Here is a 15075-nt window from a genome sequence, read left to right on the forward strand (position 1 = left end):
TTCAAACAATAATAGATTAGCCACAGCAGGTGGTTAGTCAAACAAAAAGAAGTGGTAGCACAGCTGCGTGTAAGCAAAAGAGCTAAAAGCCGGGCAGAACGGAACAGAAAAGGACTTAACAGCTTAGAAGCCGGCGCTGGCAACTCAACGAAAAGATGAGGGCTTGTAGCTCAGGTGGTTAGAGCGCTACACTGATAATGTAGAGGTCCCTGGTTCGAGTCCAGGCAGGCCCACTCTATAAAACTAGGGGGATTAGCTCAGCTGGCTAGAGCGCCTGCTTTGCACGCAGGAGGTCAACGGTTCGACTCCGTTATTCTCCACACTTAATTTAAAAGATTATACATCAGTAAAGACAGCGGGTCTTTACTACTAGATTTAAGGAACAGTTTAAAAGGAGCAAGCAGCGAGTATTCAGTGATTGATAACTTGTAACTTGCAACTTAGAACCTGCCACTTAAGCTAAAGTTCTTTGACATAATGGTAAGAGAAGAAACTAGAGTAGACAAAAATACGAGTAAAGAGTAAACGATTTTTTAAGAAAGTTACTAAGGGCGTATGGGGGATGCCTAGGCTCTCAAAGGCGAAGAAAGACGTGATAAGCTGCGATAAGCTCGGGGGATTGGCACATACGAAGTGATCCCGAGATTTCTGAATGGGGCAACCCGGCTAGTTGAAGACTAGTCACCCCGCAAGGGGGGCAAACCCGGAGAACTGAAACATCTAAGTACCCGGAGGAAGAGAAAATAAGAATGATTCCGTAAGTAGTGGCGAGCGAACGCGGAAGAGCCCAAACCATAGTTGTTACGGCAACTACGGGGTTGTAGGACCACGAGATGGGACTGAAAAAGGAAGCTAAATTACCTGGAAAGGTAAGCCAGAGAAGGTGAAAGCCCTGTCAGCGTAAGTTTTTCAGCCTTAGTGGGATCCTGAGTAGGGCGGGACCAGTGAAATCCCGTCTGAATCTGCCGGTACCATCCGGTAAGGCTAAATACTTTTGAGAGACCGATAGTGAACCAGTACCGTGAGGGAAAGGTGAAAAGAACCTTGAATAAAGGAGTGAAATAGAACCTGAAACCATACGCTTACAAGCGGTCGGAGGTCTTTCGTGGACTGACGGCGTGCCTTTTGCATAATGAGCCTACGAGTTACGCCTCTCTGGCAAGGTTAAGATTATCGATAATCGGAGCCGCAGCGAAAGCGAGTCTGAATAGGGCGCATAGTCAGGGGGGGTAGACGCGAAACTTTGTGATCTACCCTTGACCAGGTTGAAGTGTGGGTAACACCACATGGAGGACCGAACCAGTTTCCGTTGAAAAGGATTTGGATGAGTTGAGGGTAGGGGTGAAAGGCCAATCAAACTGAGAAATAGCTCGTACTCCCCGAAATGTTTTTAGGAACAGCGTCGTGGTAAGAGTTTGCTAGAGGTAGAGCTACCGATTGGACTAGGGGGAGTCACATCCTACCGAATCCAGACGAACTCCGAATGCTAGTAAATATACACGGCAGTGAGGCTTGGGGTGCTAAGGTCCCAGGCCGAGAGGGAAACAACCCAGACCATCCGCTAAGGTCCCTAAATTTATACTAAGTTGAACAAAGGAGGTCCAGTTGCTTTGACAGCCAGGATGTTGGCTTGGAAGCAGCCATTCATTTAAAGAGTGCGTAACAGCTCACTGGTCGAGCGACAGGGCATCGATAATAATCGGGCATCAAGTATAATACCGAAGCGATGGATAGGTAGCAATACCTGTGGTAGGGGAGCATTCTCAACCGCGTAGAAGGTACCTGGTCATGGGTGCTGGAGCGTTGAGAAAAGCAAATGTAGGCATAAGTAACGATAAGGCAGGTGAGAAACCTGCCCGCCGCAAGACTAAGGTTTCCTGAACAACGCTAATCGGTTCAGGGTTAGTCGGGTCCTAAGGCAATACCGACAGGTTAAGTCGATGGACAACGGGTTAATATTCCCGTACTAGCTTATTAGAGTGATGTGGTGACGGAGGAGTGAAAGGTCTGCGTACTGACGGAATAGTACGTTGAAGGCCGTAGTTATATTTCTGGTAGGCAAATCCGCCGGAGATGATGAAAGCTGATAGTACACCAACCCTTCGGGGGCGGTGATATGACCCTAAGCCGACTTCCAAGAAAACCCGCTAAGCGTTTACTAATAAGCTACCCGTACCGTAAACCGACACAGGTAGTCGAGGAGAGTATCCTCAGGCGCTCGAGTGAATCACGGCCAAGGAACTCGGCAAAATGGCCCTGTAACTTCGGGAGAAGGGGCGCTTCCTGGTAGTAATACCAGAAGCCGCAGTGAAAAGGCCCAGGCGACTGTTTAACAAAAACACATGGCTTTGCGAAATCGAAAGATGAAGTATAAGGCCTGACACCTGCCCGGTGCTGGAAGGTTAAGAGGGGGGGTTAGCCGCAAGGCGAAGCTCTGAATCGAAGCCCCAGTAAACGGCGGCCGTAACTATAACGGTCCTAAGGTAGCGAAATTCCTTGTCGGGTAAGTTCCGACCTGCACGAATGGTGTAACGATCTGGGCGCTGTCTCAGCCGTGAGCTCGGTGAAATTGTAGTCTCGGTGAAGATGCCGAGTACCCGCAACGGGACGGAAAGACCCCGTGCACCTTTACTATAGCTTAACATTGACTCTGGATAACTCATGTGTAGGATAGGTGGGAGACTAGGAAGCGGCGTCGCCAGGCGTCGTGGAGTCAACGTTGAAATACCACCCTTGAGTTATTTGGAGCCTAATCTGGCAACGGAAACAGTGTTTGGTGGGTAGTTTGACTGGGGTGGTCGCCTCCAAAAGAGTAACGGAGGCTTTCAAAGGTACCCTCAGCACGCTTGGTAACCGTGCGTAGAGTGCAATAGCAGAAGGGTGCTTGACTGTGAGGCCAACAAGCCGAGCAGGTACGAAAGTAGGATATAGTGATCCGGTGGTTCCGCATGGAAGGGCCATCGCTCAAAGGATAAAAGGTACGCCGGGGATAACAGGCTGATCTCCCCCAAGAGCTCATATCGACGGGGAGGTTTGGCACCTCGATGTCGGCTCGTCACGTCCTGGGGCTGGAGAAGGTCCCAAGGGTTCGGCTGTTCGCCGATTAAAGTGGCACGCGAGCTGGGTTCAGAACGTCGTGAGACAGTTCGGTCCCTATCTGTTGTGGGCGTAAGAAATTTGCGAGGACCTGACCTTAGTACGAGAGGACCGGGTTGGACGAGCCGCTAGTGCACCGGTTGTGGCGCCAGCTGCAGCGCCGGGTAGCTACGCTCGGATGAGATAAGCGCTGAAAGCATCTAAGTGCGAAACTCACCTCAAGATGAGATTTCTTTGAAGGGTCGTGAAAGATGATCACGTTGATAGGCGGTAGGTGTAAAGCTAGAAATAGCACAGCTGAGCCGTACTAATTACCCGTAAGCTTTCTTAAAAGCCCTTCGTTTCCTTTTCACTCGGATTTACTCGAGCTCTGCTTCTCTTACCTATTTATGTTAAACAATATGCTAGCTACTATGTACTAGCCTAAGAACTTTCAAACATCAAAGCGGCGTGAGTCCGCTTCTTTCCTGGTAACAGGAACGTATAGTAATGGTGGTTATAGCGCGGGTGTTCACCTCTTCCCTTTCCGAACAGAGCAGTTAAGCCCCGTAGCGCCAATGGTACTGCAATCACATGCGGGAGAGTAGGTAACCGCCAACCCCCTTTTTTCCCTTCCGCCCCAGCCTTGAATCAGGCCGGGGCGTTTTGCCTTACAACCCTTCGAATGGCAAGCCATCCCGCTCTTCTCTTTAGTATTTTAAGATCTCCTTGCTTGTTCTGCCACAGAGTCTACTCTTTTACCCCCTTCTTTTTAGAAAATTGTTTAATAAAAAATATTTTAATATAAGAAAAGTACCGTTAATAGATTGCGTTAAAGTGTAAGTATTCAAAATAACTACCTATTAAAATTATTCACTCTACTTTAAAAAATTTATGTTTAATGGCGTAGATGACTAGTCCAACACGTGACTCAACTTGTAACTTTTTAAATAAATTTTCGCGGATGGTTTCTACTACCCGTGGGTGCACTTTTAAAATAGGAGCAAAGGCTTTGTAGCATAGTTCCGTACAAGCTAATTTTAAAAATTCTATTTCGCGGTCAGTGAGTTCTACTTTAATTTTTTTTGGTTTATTTAGATCTTCTATCAATATAGCTGTTACCCGGTTTGAGTAATACGATCCTTCTTCTTCTAAGGCCTGTAAAGCAATTTGAAGTTCTAAAGGATCGGCATTTTTTAAAACATAACCGTTTACCCCAGATTTTAACATTTTCTTGATGGTTTCATTGTCGTTATGCATAGATAGAGCTAAGATTTTTACTTCCGGATAGTGATGCTCCATCCATTGAGCCGTTTCAAAACCATCCATAACTGGCATGCTGATATCTAATAAAACTACTTCGGGCAAGCCGAATGTGGTTAATTTGTGAATAAAATCGCGGCCATTTTCCGCTTCCCACGCTACCATATAGCCCGTAAACCCATTAATTAACTCAACCATTCCTTTCCGGAATAATTTATGGTCGTCTACTAATACTACTTTAGTTGGTTCTGTTAACTCCATAGTATATTTGTTTAGGAAGCAAGGGGCAAAATCAGATGAGCCAAAGTGCCTTCGCCAGGATGGCTTTGTAAACTAAATTCTGCTCCGATCAGGTGGGCCCGGTAATACATATTATAAGTGCCTACCCCGTTGGCCCAACCTGTTATGAGAGAGTGTTTGCTCGGATTCAGTCCCCGACCATCATCTTTAATACTTAATATAATTTTATCAGATAAGTACACTAAAGCTACTGCTATGTTTTGGGCTGCGGCATGTTTTATTACATTATTCAAGGCTTCCTGGGCAATTCGGAAAATAATCAATTTTTTTTCTGGGTCCAGATTAGCTTCTTCTTCGCCGTGTACTTCTAGGGTGGTGTGATGGTATCCTGCTTTTTGGATTAAACTTAACTGAAACTGCAACAGAGCTGATAAACTTTGCTGATTGACAAATTCGGTATTTAATCTTTTTGATAAATCCCGTAAATCTTCAATGGCTTGGTCCAGGAGCTCTTTACTGATAGAAATTTTTTGTTCCGTAGAAGCGTAATCATCTGGTTTAATCGTACTAATGTTAAGGCGAATAAGGGAAAGTATCTGGCCGATATTATCGTGAATTTCCTGGGAAATACTATGAAAGGTCTGCTCCTGCATTTCCAGTTGGGCCTTAAGTTTTTCATTCTGAAAAATAATTTTTAGTTCTTCTTTTTCTTTCAGGTGAGCGGTTAATCGTTGTTGGTAGGAATAAAAAAAGAAAGTTATAAAACCTGCCGTTAGTAGGAAAATAAAGGTGCCGGTAGTAATAATAATAGGAATATCCGACATAAGGTTAATAGCTAATGGGCTTTTTTTTAAAAATATCTCGACAAATAAAGGAAATAATAAATAGCACATAGAGTAAGCAAAGTACTGGTACATATATATTGTAATAATACCACCGAGCCATTTCCGGCGATTGCTCCAACAAAGCTTTCATCAAACCTTCTACAAAAAAATCGCCTAGCGCAAAAAATAATAATCCAGTACTTATCCAAAACAATGGTTCCTGGTTAAGGTTAACTATTGTTAAATGAACGAAAAGTTGTCGATAATAGCTTAGTACCCAAATACATAATAATAAATTGCTTAAAATAATGACATAGGAATTATAGTTATTCAAAGGTTGAATGGTAAACGCAAGCACGACTGCGGCGGTTATAACCAGCGCAATGGAAAACAAAATAAGTTTTTTGATAATCTTAAATTCAATAAAATAAAAATACAAGTAAGCGTAAAAACAGTATTGAATGGGAATTAATAGATGGTAAACAAAAAGATTATTACTGTTAAATGACTGTAGATAACCGGCATAAAGTTCAAATGGCAAAGTAACAGTAACCAGCAAGCCAATAATTTTTTGTTCCAGTGTAAGTACTCTTCTTTTAATCAAAAACAAACACATCAAACAGAGTAAAAGCGATATGTTTAAATAAACATCAATCATCTGAAGGAAGATTTCGTGTTGAACTAGTGGTTAATAGATTTTTTAAAAAATAGATTATAGCATTTTCACTTAGTTACCGAAAGTATAATTTTGGTTTAAAAAATTGCCAGTAAAGATCCGGTAAGTTTAAAAATTTAGGCAAAAAGTGTTTGAATGAAGCTATCGCTGGTACCACCCGGTGGGCATTTTCTTTCTGAATTTAAAGCCATTACGGAACCACCATTTAAACTTACCTCCGCTAACTCTGTTTCGTTTAGAATCGTTTTATTAACGTTATTATTACTTAAGGTACTGGAATCCACAATTATTTTGCCTTGATTATCCAGTAAAGACATATACAGCTTATGGCCGGTACCATCGGCATTACAACCATAATATAAGCGAAGCGAGACGGGCTTTTTACCAAGCTGAGCCGCTGCTTCTTTCAAAGCTTCCATCTCGGCAATAGGAAAAGTATAAGTGCAAATAAACTCGCCGAAATTTTCTACTTCAAATTGATTTTTTAAATAATTCTTGAAATTGGTACAATCCCGGGTGATTTCTGACTGGGTGGATTTTTGATTTTTCATAGGTTTAACAATTTGGGTTTGGATGGTTTTATAGATTGAGGAAGTATAAGGCTTTGAAGATGCTAATATAAGGTACTCTTGGCGGAGAAGGTAGGTGATTTTTCCCATTAATGTACTGAAAATCATCGTATTCTTAACGGGATGTTGTTAGTAAAACAGTACAAAAATCCCAGTATAGTCAAGTAGATCTGCACCTTGTGGCAGCATTAAAAAAAAATGAGCTTTGTTCTGTCCGGAGAGTAAGTGTCCGGCGGTTCTGTTTATTCTTTCTAAAGCAGCAAGTGAAATGAAAAAACTACCAACTTCTCGTTTAAATTGTGCATCCGGTAAATCATATCGCGATTTGCTACACTTGTGGCAAAACCGGCTGCATCCCACCCAACCCGAAAATACGGGTTTTCGGCATTTAATGCCCACTGATCAAGCGCTTTTGTTAAGCCCGTGCATTACCTGGGTTTTTGATCTTCATACTAAAAAGTATGTTTTTGTGAGTAATAATATCCAACGAATACTAGGATATGCTCCTGAAATCTGGATGCAAGGCGGATTACCCTTTGCTAAAGAACGGGTTCACCCGGATGATGCTCCGCATCTTTGGCGGTTAATGCGGCAGGTATGGGAGTATTTATTAGCCTTACCGGCTAAAAAACGTTTCAGCTATCGATTTAACTGCGACTACCGCCTGCGCAAAGCCGATGGTAGCTACGCCCGGTTATTGGAGCAAAATACGCTTTTGCGGACCAACGAGCAAGACAGTATCCGGTACTTATTAGGCGTTTGCACGGATATTACAAATTGGAAAAAAGCCGAAGCTTTAACGGCCACTATTATTTCGCCGCAAAACGAAGCCTGCCAGGAATGGACTACTCATGAAGAGAGTGAAGTGCCTTTATGCAACGATTTATTGAGTAAACGCGAAAAAGAAGTCCTAAAATTAATAGCGGATGGCTACAGTAGTAAAATAATAGCGGATATGCTCCGGATTAGTTTTCATACGGTAAATACCCACCGCCAGAAGATCATCGAAAAAACCAATACTCCCAACACTGGCGGATTAATTCAGTTTGCTTTAACAAATAAGCTTATTTAATCCTCCTGACTTTAAAAGCTTAATACTTCATACCGGTGTATCACCAAAAAACTAATTTTAAAAATGCTTTATCCCTTCGGTGGAATTATCTATTTCTGCCATTTTCTCTCCTTGGCCCGGCCCGAAATCCTGCAACCTTTTCGGGCCGCCGCCACCCACCGCTAAAACTTTGTTCTCAGTTGTTTTTTTAAAATTTAGGTAAAAAGCTGTAACATTTAACGCATTAAAGCTGATTTTAAAACCAGGGTGATTTTTATTCCATTTTATAAATTTTATGTTTGATAGCGTAGATTACCAGGCCAACGCGTGATACTACTTCTAGTTTTTTAAATAAGCGGTCGCGGCAATCTTCTACAGTGCGCGGATTTACTTTTAAAAGCGGAGCAAATGACTTGTAAGGCAGTTCCGTACAAGCTAATTTTAAGAATTCAATTTCCCGAGGGGTTAACTCTACTAAAATGGGTTTCGGCTGGAATATTCCACGAGCGAGTATTTCCCGTACGCGGGTAGTGTAGTAAGACCCTTGTTGTTCCATCGCTCTTAAAGCAGCCTTTACCTCAGCTGGTTCGGCATTTTTTAATACGTAACCATTTACGCCAGCGTGCAGCATTTCCAGTATAGTTTCATCATCGTCATGCATCGAAAGGGCCAGTACTTTTACTTCCGGATGATATTGCTCCAGCCAACGGGCGGTTTGGTAGCCATCCATAATGGGCATACTCACATCTAATAAAACAATGTCGGGCAAGGGTTGCTGAACCAATTTTTGAATAAAATCACGGCCATTTTCCGCTTCCCACAAAACAGTATAACGCGAAAATCCATTAATTAACTCTACCATTCCTTTCCGGAATAGTTTATGATCATCAACAAGAACTACTTTCGTAATTTTAAGAACTTCCATGCAACTGGTTTAATCGTTGGGCAATACCAGTAATACTAAAGTTCCAAGTCCTGGTTTGCTGTGCAAGCTAAAATCGGCGCCAATTAATCTGGCTCGGTATTGCATGTTTAACGTACCGGTTCCCGCGTCCGGATTATGTTCGGCAGTTACTTCGGCTAAGTCAAATCCACGACCATCGTCTTTAATGCTTAAAATAATTTTAGCGGGTACGTACATGAGCAACACCGAAATGGTAGTGGCCTGCGCATGCTTGATAATATTGTTTAGGGCTTCCTGAGCAATCCGGAAAACAATTAATTTCTTTTCTGAATCGAGCGTCCGCACATCGCCATGTACTTCCAGGTTAATGTTGTAGAGTTCGGTTTTTTTCAGAAGGTCCACTTGAAAAGATAAAGATTCAGCTAGGCTTTGCCGGTTAATAAATTCGGGGTTTAATCTCTTGGATAAATCACGTAGTTCCCGGCTAACTGAATCCAATAATTCTTTACTCGAATTTATCTTATTGGCGCTAATGCTGTTCAGTTTTGGTTTAAGAGTACTTAAGTTTAAGCGGATCAGCGAAAGTACCTGGTTGATGTTATCGTGAATTTCCTGTGCAATGGTCCGGAAAGTTTGTTCTTGCACTTCTAATTGCGTTCTTAAAATGGTTTGCTGGTAGTTAATTCTAATTTCTTCTTTTTCGCGCAAATACTGGTGATAGCGCCGCTGATGAATCAACATAAAAATGATGACAAAAGAAGTAAAAATTAAAATTAATAAGGTAACCGCAATTACAAATTGTATTTCTCCGGCAAGGGCTTGCATATAATTCCTTTAAAAAGATAAATACACAGAATGAGATAAAGTACATTGTGGATTTGCCAGAGTAGGCCCACGTCTTTTGTATTGCTCTGGGTAAGTTTTTTAAATGTCACAAAAATGAAAAAGCAGCTGGCGTAGTAGGTGAAAAATCCGGTTATAAACCAAAAATCCTTGGATTTAGTGATAGCTACCGTAGCCGGACGTAGTAAATTTTCTAAGTAATAAAGAAAAGAATAAATAACAATAAACAAACTGGCCACGCTGTACGAATTGCTGTTAAAAGACTGCAGGTTTTCCCAGGTAAGGATATTCACGGTAAAAAAAACGGTGAACACAAAAAACATAACCAGAATAAAGAAGCGAATGCTTTTGAAAGCACTAATTCGAAAATAATAAATTGATAATATTAAAAAGGAAGCACCGCAGTTGAGGTGATACAAAAATAAATTGTTTTGGAGTAATATTTTATCGTAAAAATTGGCTGTACCATTGATAATTGTTTGGGTAAGAATAAACCAGAAGATGTAATCTCTCTTGCAGTTCAATTGGTTTTGAAACAAGTAAACTACTACTAATAGCAGAGAGATTACATCTAAAAACTTCGTTATTTCTGATAGCATTCTACCGGAAGGTTAACTAAACTTAATATAGCCTCAGCAGCTCGGCGGTCGGGGGCAACCGTATACCCGGTCAGTCATAACCTGGAGCTGAGGGGTGCCTTCCTGGTCAGCTAATACTGCCTGCACTACAATGTTAAACACTTTTTTTTCGGTTTCGCTGCGGCTAATTAAAACCTGAATGGCCACATCAGTGGTAGCCGGATCAGTTGCACCATCGAGAAGCCTTTTCAAGTCGGCCGCGGAAAAAATGTACTCCGAAGAATAAATAAACTGTTCGTTTGCCATAATAGGTTTTTTATAGATTTAAAGAAATGAAAAAGCGTATTAATCAACCAGCACAAGAGAGGGGGTGTTAGTATTTCGGGTTAACTCTCTTTTGGTCTTAGAAAAAATTTAAAAATTAGATTTAAGTGGTTGAAAATTTAAAGTTGAGCAAGATTTTATACATACAGGATTGTTTTTTAACTGCAACCGCAACTATTAAAGTGAGAAATAAACGCAATTTGTAGCAACAATACAATGTGAAAAATCACATTGCATTATAATTAGCTGGCTTATAGATTTACAGGTATACCTATTTTAAAATTTTAGTTCTTCAAAATCTCTGGAATAAATCTGTTTGATTTAGCAAACTAAACTAAATTAAATATAGAACCTTCTGGCCACCTGCCTCCTTAAATCCCGAACCTAATTTTAACATATAAGTGCCTGCTATTAAATAATTAAAAAAGCAAGTTGCAAAGTTCTAAAGATATAGCTTGTAGTACTCTACTGTCTTTAAAAACAACAGGAATCTTAATTTTGTAATAGATCAATGGTATATATTCTTTTCCAACTTACTTAATGCACTAGATACACTTTTACAACAAGTTACATGCGTATAACCGGCATTAACTTATAGAAAATAATACGACAGACCTCAGGCAGTCCCCAGCAGCCCTAGTGTAAGGGCTAGTACTGGATTTTTAAATGAGAATTAATAACAAACCATGGTAACCAAATTTTTACGCGGATTATGGATTGAATAAACTTACTTTTCAAAAGGAGGGCGTTAGAAATCTGCCAATTCTGCAAGATTAAATAAACAAAGCTCTTCCTTCCACAAACTAAGCTCCCTAGCTCAATAAGCGTAGTTAAATAAAAAGCCAAATTTAATAACCATTTAAAATGATTTTTCCTCCAGAAAGATGACGGCTACTCACTCAAACCTAAAACCGCTGCGTCTAGGGGAGGAGACCAAAGTACGGAAGAACGAAAGCACTTCCATCGATCGGAGCAGGATAACTTAATCGCTAATTTAGGTATTAGTGCTACATTTTTGTTGGAAATGAACTGCACTGTAATCAATAATTAAATTTTTTAAAATTTTAATAAGTACCCGGTAACAATCATCATCTGATTGGAATGTATAATTGAATCTTCTGGATTACTTCTAAATTGTACTTAGTATAGTACTATATTATCTTGTTACTGAGACAGACTCTTGAGGAATGCTTACTACTATGACTTAAAAAAAACTTATTATAAAACAATTTAATTTATCCAAAACCATGAAAAAAGTATGCTTATTGTGTAAGGGCAGCAGCCGTGTATTAGTGGCGTTGTTAATCTTGGTAGTTCTTTCAACGGTTCCGGCTGTTGCCCAAAAAATTAAAAACGATAAAATCCGGACGACTTACCGCAAATCGCCGGTTGTAATGCTCACGCCCAAATACAGCTCTTTCTCCATTGAATACGACTACGGCGACATGGTGGTTCCCGTCGGCGAAAAACCCAAACTGCAAGGCCTCAAGTACCAAAAAGCCGACGGTGATCTAACTCTAAAAATGCGGATTAAAAACGTATATAGCGCCGACAAAACTTTGCAACTGGATGACAGCGGCGGCAAAAAGAAGGCTTACTACAACGTAACCTACAAAGCCGACTACGGCTACGATTTAGTAGATAAAGCCACCGGCGACATTATTGCCTCTTACCAAAGAGAAGGGGGCGTTTTCAGTACCCCGTCGTTCAGCTCCCAAACCGAGATGGACATTTACATGAAAAATGCCTTGGTATCGGACCTTACCAAATATTTGGTAGAAAAAGTACACAGCCGCGTGGATTACGACTTAACGCCCAGTACCTACGAAGTACGCCTGGTAACCAACATCCTCGATGGTACCATCCCGGCTTACCAAGAAATTAACCAGGCTACCACCAGTTTTGCTACCGCCATTGCCACCGCCGAACCCGATAAAGAAAAGCTACAGCAGGCGACTACCGTATGGGAAAACCATCTCAAAAAAGTAAACTGGACCGACAAGAAAAGCGAGATCAATAAAAAAGTAGGCATTGCCTTGGTCGAAAACCTCTGCGCCGCTTACCTGCTCCTTGAAGATTACCCCAAACTAGCCTTAGCCGCCGAACTAGCCGAAAGCAAAAACAAAGGCATTCTGGCGGATTTATCCAATCTAACCTTCGAGATAGACAGCAACTATCTAGGTCCTTGCACATTTACCAAAACTACCATTAAAAACGGCAAAATCACCCGCGATTACAAGCCTACTTTCATGGAGTTTGCGGGAGATTTAGTAGCGAAGGAGTAACAGAAGTAGTAGGAGCAAGGAAATATTCAAATAAATCAGTTACTACAAATTAATAGCAATTATAAGTAAAAGGACAAATTAGAATAGCCATTAACATTTTAAAAGTACAGAGTTAACTTTCTGATTTATAATATAATACGAATCATTTCGTCTTGCTACTTGTATCTTGTTACTTATGTCCTTTTACTTATAAACTAAGAATTCAGTACTGAAGAATATATTTTTATAACCAGAGAAATTCATCGTGAATTAAATAAAGCACTATATATGGCGATCTCGAATACACAGAAGTCCAAAGTTTTAAAGATAATAAACGTTTTTGAAACCGGTGATCCGAACGGTAAATACGATAGTATTTCCATTTATAAAGATGCTACCAACAAACAAGGAGAGAAAATGTATCAGATTACCTACGGCAGAAGCCAGACTACCGAATTCGGCAATTTAAAACGGTTGTTAGAACTTTATATGTCCCGAGATGGTCGTTTTTCTGCGTTGTTTCAAGGGTATATCTCTAAAATTGGCAAGGAACCCGCTTTGCACACTAATGCTCAATTTAAGCAATTACTCCGGCAAGCCGCGCGCGAAGATATTATCATGCGGGCCTCGCAGGATGAATTTTTCGACATGTATTATTACCAACCAGCTTTTGTTTGGTACCGGGGTTTTGGCTTTACAGAAGCGTTAAGTCTGCTCGTGATTTACGATAGTTTTATTCATTCCGGTACAGTGCCCGACTTTCTGCGGAAGCGTTTCGCCGAAAGGCTTCCTTTAAACGGCGGCCAGGAAAAAGCCTAGATAGAACAATACGTGGATGCCCGGCACGATTGGTTAGCCACGCATTCCCGCCAGGAATTGCGGCCAACCGTGTACCGTACCAAGTGTTTCAAAGCGCAAATACAACGCAGTAACTGGAGCCTCGCGGAGCCGGTAAACGCCAACGGCATCGAGGTGCAATAAAAGCCGGTATTTAGATGAAAATTACTAGGTTAATGAGGAAAAACCATATAAATAAGTTACATAATGGCCAACGAACAAACACCACTTGCTACTAAACCCCAAGTAACTAAACCAGATTTATGGCGTGACTGGGAATCCGGGCGAGAATTTAAAAAATTGTTTTTTATTTTAGTAGGGCTTTATGTTTTCCTGCATCTGCTTCTTCCCGGCGAAGAGTTAAAAGAACTTTCGGATCAGGAAAAAGAAAATATCAGAACCATGATTTCGCAAGCAAGAGAGTTTTGCATCGAAAATGGGTCATCGATACAGAAACCTGATCCCAAAACGGGAGCAGATTCTACTGCTGCCAGGCAAAAAATTGCACAAATAAATTGCCCAGCGTTAGTTTCGTGCGGCGATAGCATTGCTACCCGGATAGTAAATTACATTAGTTCCCGGTACAAATTTAACCAGGAACACCAGTCGGTTACTAGTTGGATTAGAGCGGTTCCTGAATGGTTACGTTCTTGGTTCGCCGGTTCCGAGGAGGTACCAAAATCGAACGCTATCACTTCTAGTACTTCCAGAGATTTTTGGCAGGTAGTATTATTTGTGCGGGAATACGCACGGAGCGGCTTCCCGGATTCTTTTTTAAAAGACTACAAACTAAGGGTTCATTCTTTCTTCTGGCTAACGGAAGACTTGGTTTTTCTGGAAATTATATTCTGGTCATTATTTGGTTTGCTGGCCAGCATATTTTATAACGTGTCCGAATCATTACGCGAGAAAAATGATCCAGCCAAGCAATATGATTCCAGCATTGAATATGTGAATTGGGCAAAGCTGTTTTACGCGCCGTTAACTACAATTGTCATCTATTTTAGTGTGCAGCTCGTTACTACCGACAATCTGGAAGCAAACTTTAATAATCTGCGACACGGATTAATTATTCTCTGTTTTGTTTTGGGCTTCTTTTCCGGACGCACAGTTGAATTATTAGAACGATTTAAAAATTTGATTCTACCCCTCAACAAAGCCGTCGATGATCCCAATAAGTTATCCCAAAAAGATACCTCGCTAATAGCACCAGTAATAAATGGAAAAGTTACTTTTTCTCCCACGATAGATCCGGCACCTAATGACCAATTACCCAGTACCATTATTAATGTGTCATCGGCAGATGGTAAAATTAGCTTAAAAACAGTACCAGACGCAACCGGAAATTTTAGTATTCCAGTTCCTCCGGAAGGGTTATATACGGTAAGTGCTCTTTTAACTGTTGGCGCTCAAAGCTATACTTCTAAACAAGATATCACCATCAAAAACGGGGAAGATCTGAAAATTATATTAGAAGCATCTGCTAGATAAGCTGACAGATTAAATGGCAAGAAGTAAGAAAAACGTTTGAATTTATCAATTCTCCTGATTAGCATTTCCTTTCGCATCATTTGTTAAATCTGATAAAACCGAAAAGCCGAAAACGGTAAATAGAGTAGGCAATAAT

12 protein-coding genes, 2 tRNA genes and 2 rRNA genes are annotated in these 15075 nt (G+C 41.0%); 9 read left to right on the top strand and 7 right to left on the bottom strand.

The genetic code is table 11. From position 1 onward, the window contains the following. Positions 1-159: 159 nt before the first annotated feature. The 4 genes from AHMF7616_RS07090 to rrf all read left to right on the top strand — a co-directional run bounded on the left by AHMF7616_RS07090 (position 160) and on the right by rrf (position 3696). Positions 160-233 (top strand) — tRNA-Ile (locus AHMF7616_RS07090). A gap of 13 nt (positions 234-246) precedes the next feature. Next, positions 247-320 (top strand) — tRNA-Ala (locus AHMF7616_RS07095). Positions 321-535: 215 nt separating this feature from the next. After that, positions 536-3427 (top strand): 23S ribosomal RNA (locus AHMF7616_RS07100). Positions 3428-3584: 157 nt separating this feature from the next. After that, a 5S ribosomal RNA gene (rrf, locus tag AHMF7616_RS07105) occupies positions 3585-3696 on the top strand. A gap of 252 nt (positions 3697-3948) precedes the next feature. On the opposite strand, the gene AHMF7616_RS07110 is transcribed toward rrf, so the two are convergent. From AHMF7616_RS07110 to AHMF7616_RS07125, 4 genes are all read right to left on the bottom strand, one after another. After that, positions 3949-4599: a response regulator transcription factor gene (locus AHMF7616_RS07110; protein ID WP_115372255.1), complete on the bottom strand. Its 651-nt coding sequence runs from the start codon at positions 4597-4599 to the stop codon at positions 3949-3951. Between the two features lie 11 nt (positions 4600-4610). Beyond that, on the bottom strand, positions 4611-5402 hold the full coding sequence (locus AHMF7616_RS07115) for a sensor histidine kinase (RefSeq protein ID WP_158546116.1): 792 nt from the start codon (positions 5400-5402) through the stop codon (positions 4611-4613). 4 nt (positions 5403-5406) lie between these two features. Continuing rightward, positions 5407-6060, bottom strand: a complete 654-nt coding sequence (locus AHMF7616_RS26340; RefSeq protein WP_158546117.1) for a hypothetical protein — start codon at positions 6058-6060, stop codon at positions 5407-5409. A 134-nt stretch (positions 6061-6194) separates the two neighbouring features. After that, entirely contained in the window at positions 6195-6629 is a 435-nt protein-coding gene (locus tag AHMF7616_RS07125) for a hypothetical protein (protein ID WP_147275623.1), read from the bottom strand. A gap of 286 nt (positions 6630-6915) precedes the next feature. Between AHMF7616_RS07125 and AHMF7616_RS07130 the strand changes: the two genes are divergently transcribed. Further along, positions 6916-7719 carry a LuxR C-terminal-related transcriptional regulator gene (locus AHMF7616_RS07130; protein ID WP_115372259.1) on the top strand — a complete coding sequence of 268 codons (804 nt, stop codon included), beginning with the start codon at positions 6916-6918 and terminating at the stop codon, positions 7717-7719. A 253-nt stretch (positions 7720-7972) separates the two neighbouring features. Here the strand turns inward: AHMF7616_RS07130 and AHMF7616_RS07135 are convergent, their stop codons facing one another. From AHMF7616_RS07135 to AHMF7616_RS07150, 3 genes are all read right to left on the bottom strand, one after another. Continuing rightward, positions 7973-8623, bottom strand: coding sequence for a response regulator transcription factor (locus AHMF7616_RS07135; RefSeq protein WP_115372260.1), 651 nt, complete (start codon positions 8621-8623; stop codon positions 7973-7975). Between the two features lie 9 nt (positions 8624-8632). Then, entirely contained in the window at positions 8633-9427 is a 795-nt protein-coding gene (locus AHMF7616_RS07140) for a sensor histidine kinase (RefSeq protein WP_115372261.1), read from the bottom strand. Positions 9428-10077: 650 nt separating this feature from the next. Further along, entirely contained in the window at positions 10078-10329 is a 252-nt protein-coding gene (locus AHMF7616_RS07150; protein WP_115372263.1) for a hypothetical protein, read from the bottom strand. A gap of 1265 nt (positions 10330-11594) precedes the next feature. On the opposite strand from AHMF7616_RS07150, the gene AHMF7616_RS07155 reads away from it, so the two are divergent. The 4 genes from AHMF7616_RS07155 to AHMF7616_RS07165 all read left to right on the top strand — a co-directional run bounded on the left by AHMF7616_RS07155 (position 11595) and on the right by AHMF7616_RS07165 (position 14939). Next, positions 11595-12632, top strand: coding sequence for a hypothetical protein (locus AHMF7616_RS07155; protein ID WP_115372264.1), 1038 nt, complete (start codon positions 11595-11597; stop codon positions 12630-12632). Between the two features lie 267 nt (positions 12633-12899). Continuing rightward, entirely contained in the window at positions 12900-13430 is a 531-nt protein-coding gene (locus AHMF7616_RS07160) for a lysozyme family protein (protein ID WP_199474145.1), read from the top strand. 12 nt (positions 13431-13442) lie between these two features. Beyond that, on the top strand, positions 13443-13592 hold the full coding sequence (locus AHMF7616_RS26680) for a hypothetical protein (RefSeq protein ID WP_199474147.1): 150 nt from the start codon (positions 13443-13445) through the stop codon (positions 13590-13592). 63 nt (positions 13593-13655) lie between these two features. Beyond that, a complete protein-coding gene (locus AHMF7616_RS07165) occupies positions 13656-14939 on the top strand; it encodes a peptidase associated/transthyretin-like domain-containing protein (protein WP_115372265.1) in 1284 nt (427 codons plus the stop codon). Positions 14940-15075: the final 136 nt, after the last annotated feature.

It is taken from the genome of Adhaeribacter pallidiroseus (genome assembly GCF_003340495.1).
In the GTDB taxonomy this organism is placed as follows: Bacteria; Bacteroidota; Bacteroidia; order Cytophagales; family Hymenobacteraceae; genus Adhaeribacter; species Adhaeribacter pallidiroseus.

What these genes read in the sequence shown, in the direction of transcription:
- AHMF7616_RS07110 (WP_115372255.1), bottom strand. Translation starts at nt 4,599, where the DNA reads ATGGAGTTAACAGAACCAACTAAAGTAGTATTAGTAGACGACCATAAA.
- AHMF7616_RS07115 (WP_158546116.1), bottom strand. Translation starts at nt 5,402, where the DNA reads ATGTCGGATATTCCTATTATTATTACTACCGGCACCTTTATTTTCCTA.
- AHMF7616_RS26340 (WP_158546117.1), bottom strand. Translation starts at nt 6,060, where the DNA reads ATGATTGATGTTTATTTAAACATATCGCTTTTACTCTGTTTGATGTGT.
- AHMF7616_RS07125 (WP_147275623.1), bottom strand. Translation starts at nt 6,629, where the DNA reads ATGAAAAATCAAAAATCCACCCAGTCAGAAATCACCCGGGATTGTACC.
- AHMF7616_RS07130 (WP_115372259.1), top strand. Translation starts at nt 6,916, where the DNA reads ATGAAAAAACTACCAACTTCTCGTTTAAATTGTGCATCCGGTAAATCA.
- AHMF7616_RS07135 (WP_115372260.1), bottom strand. Translation starts at nt 8,623, where the DNA reads ATGGAAGTTCTTAAAATTACGAAAGTAGTTCTTGTTGATGATCATAAA.
- AHMF7616_RS07140 (WP_115372261.1), bottom strand. Translation starts at nt 9,427, where the DNA reads ATGCAAGCCCTTGCCGGAGAAATACAATTTGTAATTGCGGTTACCTTA.
- AHMF7616_RS07150 (WP_115372263.1), bottom strand. Translation starts at nt 10,329, where the DNA reads ATGGCAAACGAACAGTTTATTTATTCTTCGGAGTACATTTTTTCCGCG.
- AHMF7616_RS07155 (WP_115372264.1), top strand. Translation starts at nt 11,595, where the DNA reads ATGAAAAAAGTATGCTTATTGTGTAAGGGCAGCAGCCGTGTATTAGTG.
- AHMF7616_RS07160 (WP_199474145.1), top strand. Translation starts at nt 12,900, where the DNA reads ATGGCGATCTCGAATACACAGAAGTCCAAAGTTTTAAAGATAATAAAC.
- AHMF7616_RS07165 (WP_115372265.1), top strand. Translation starts at nt 13,656, where the DNA reads ATGGCCAACGAACAAACACCACTTGCTACTAAACCCCAAGTAACTAAA.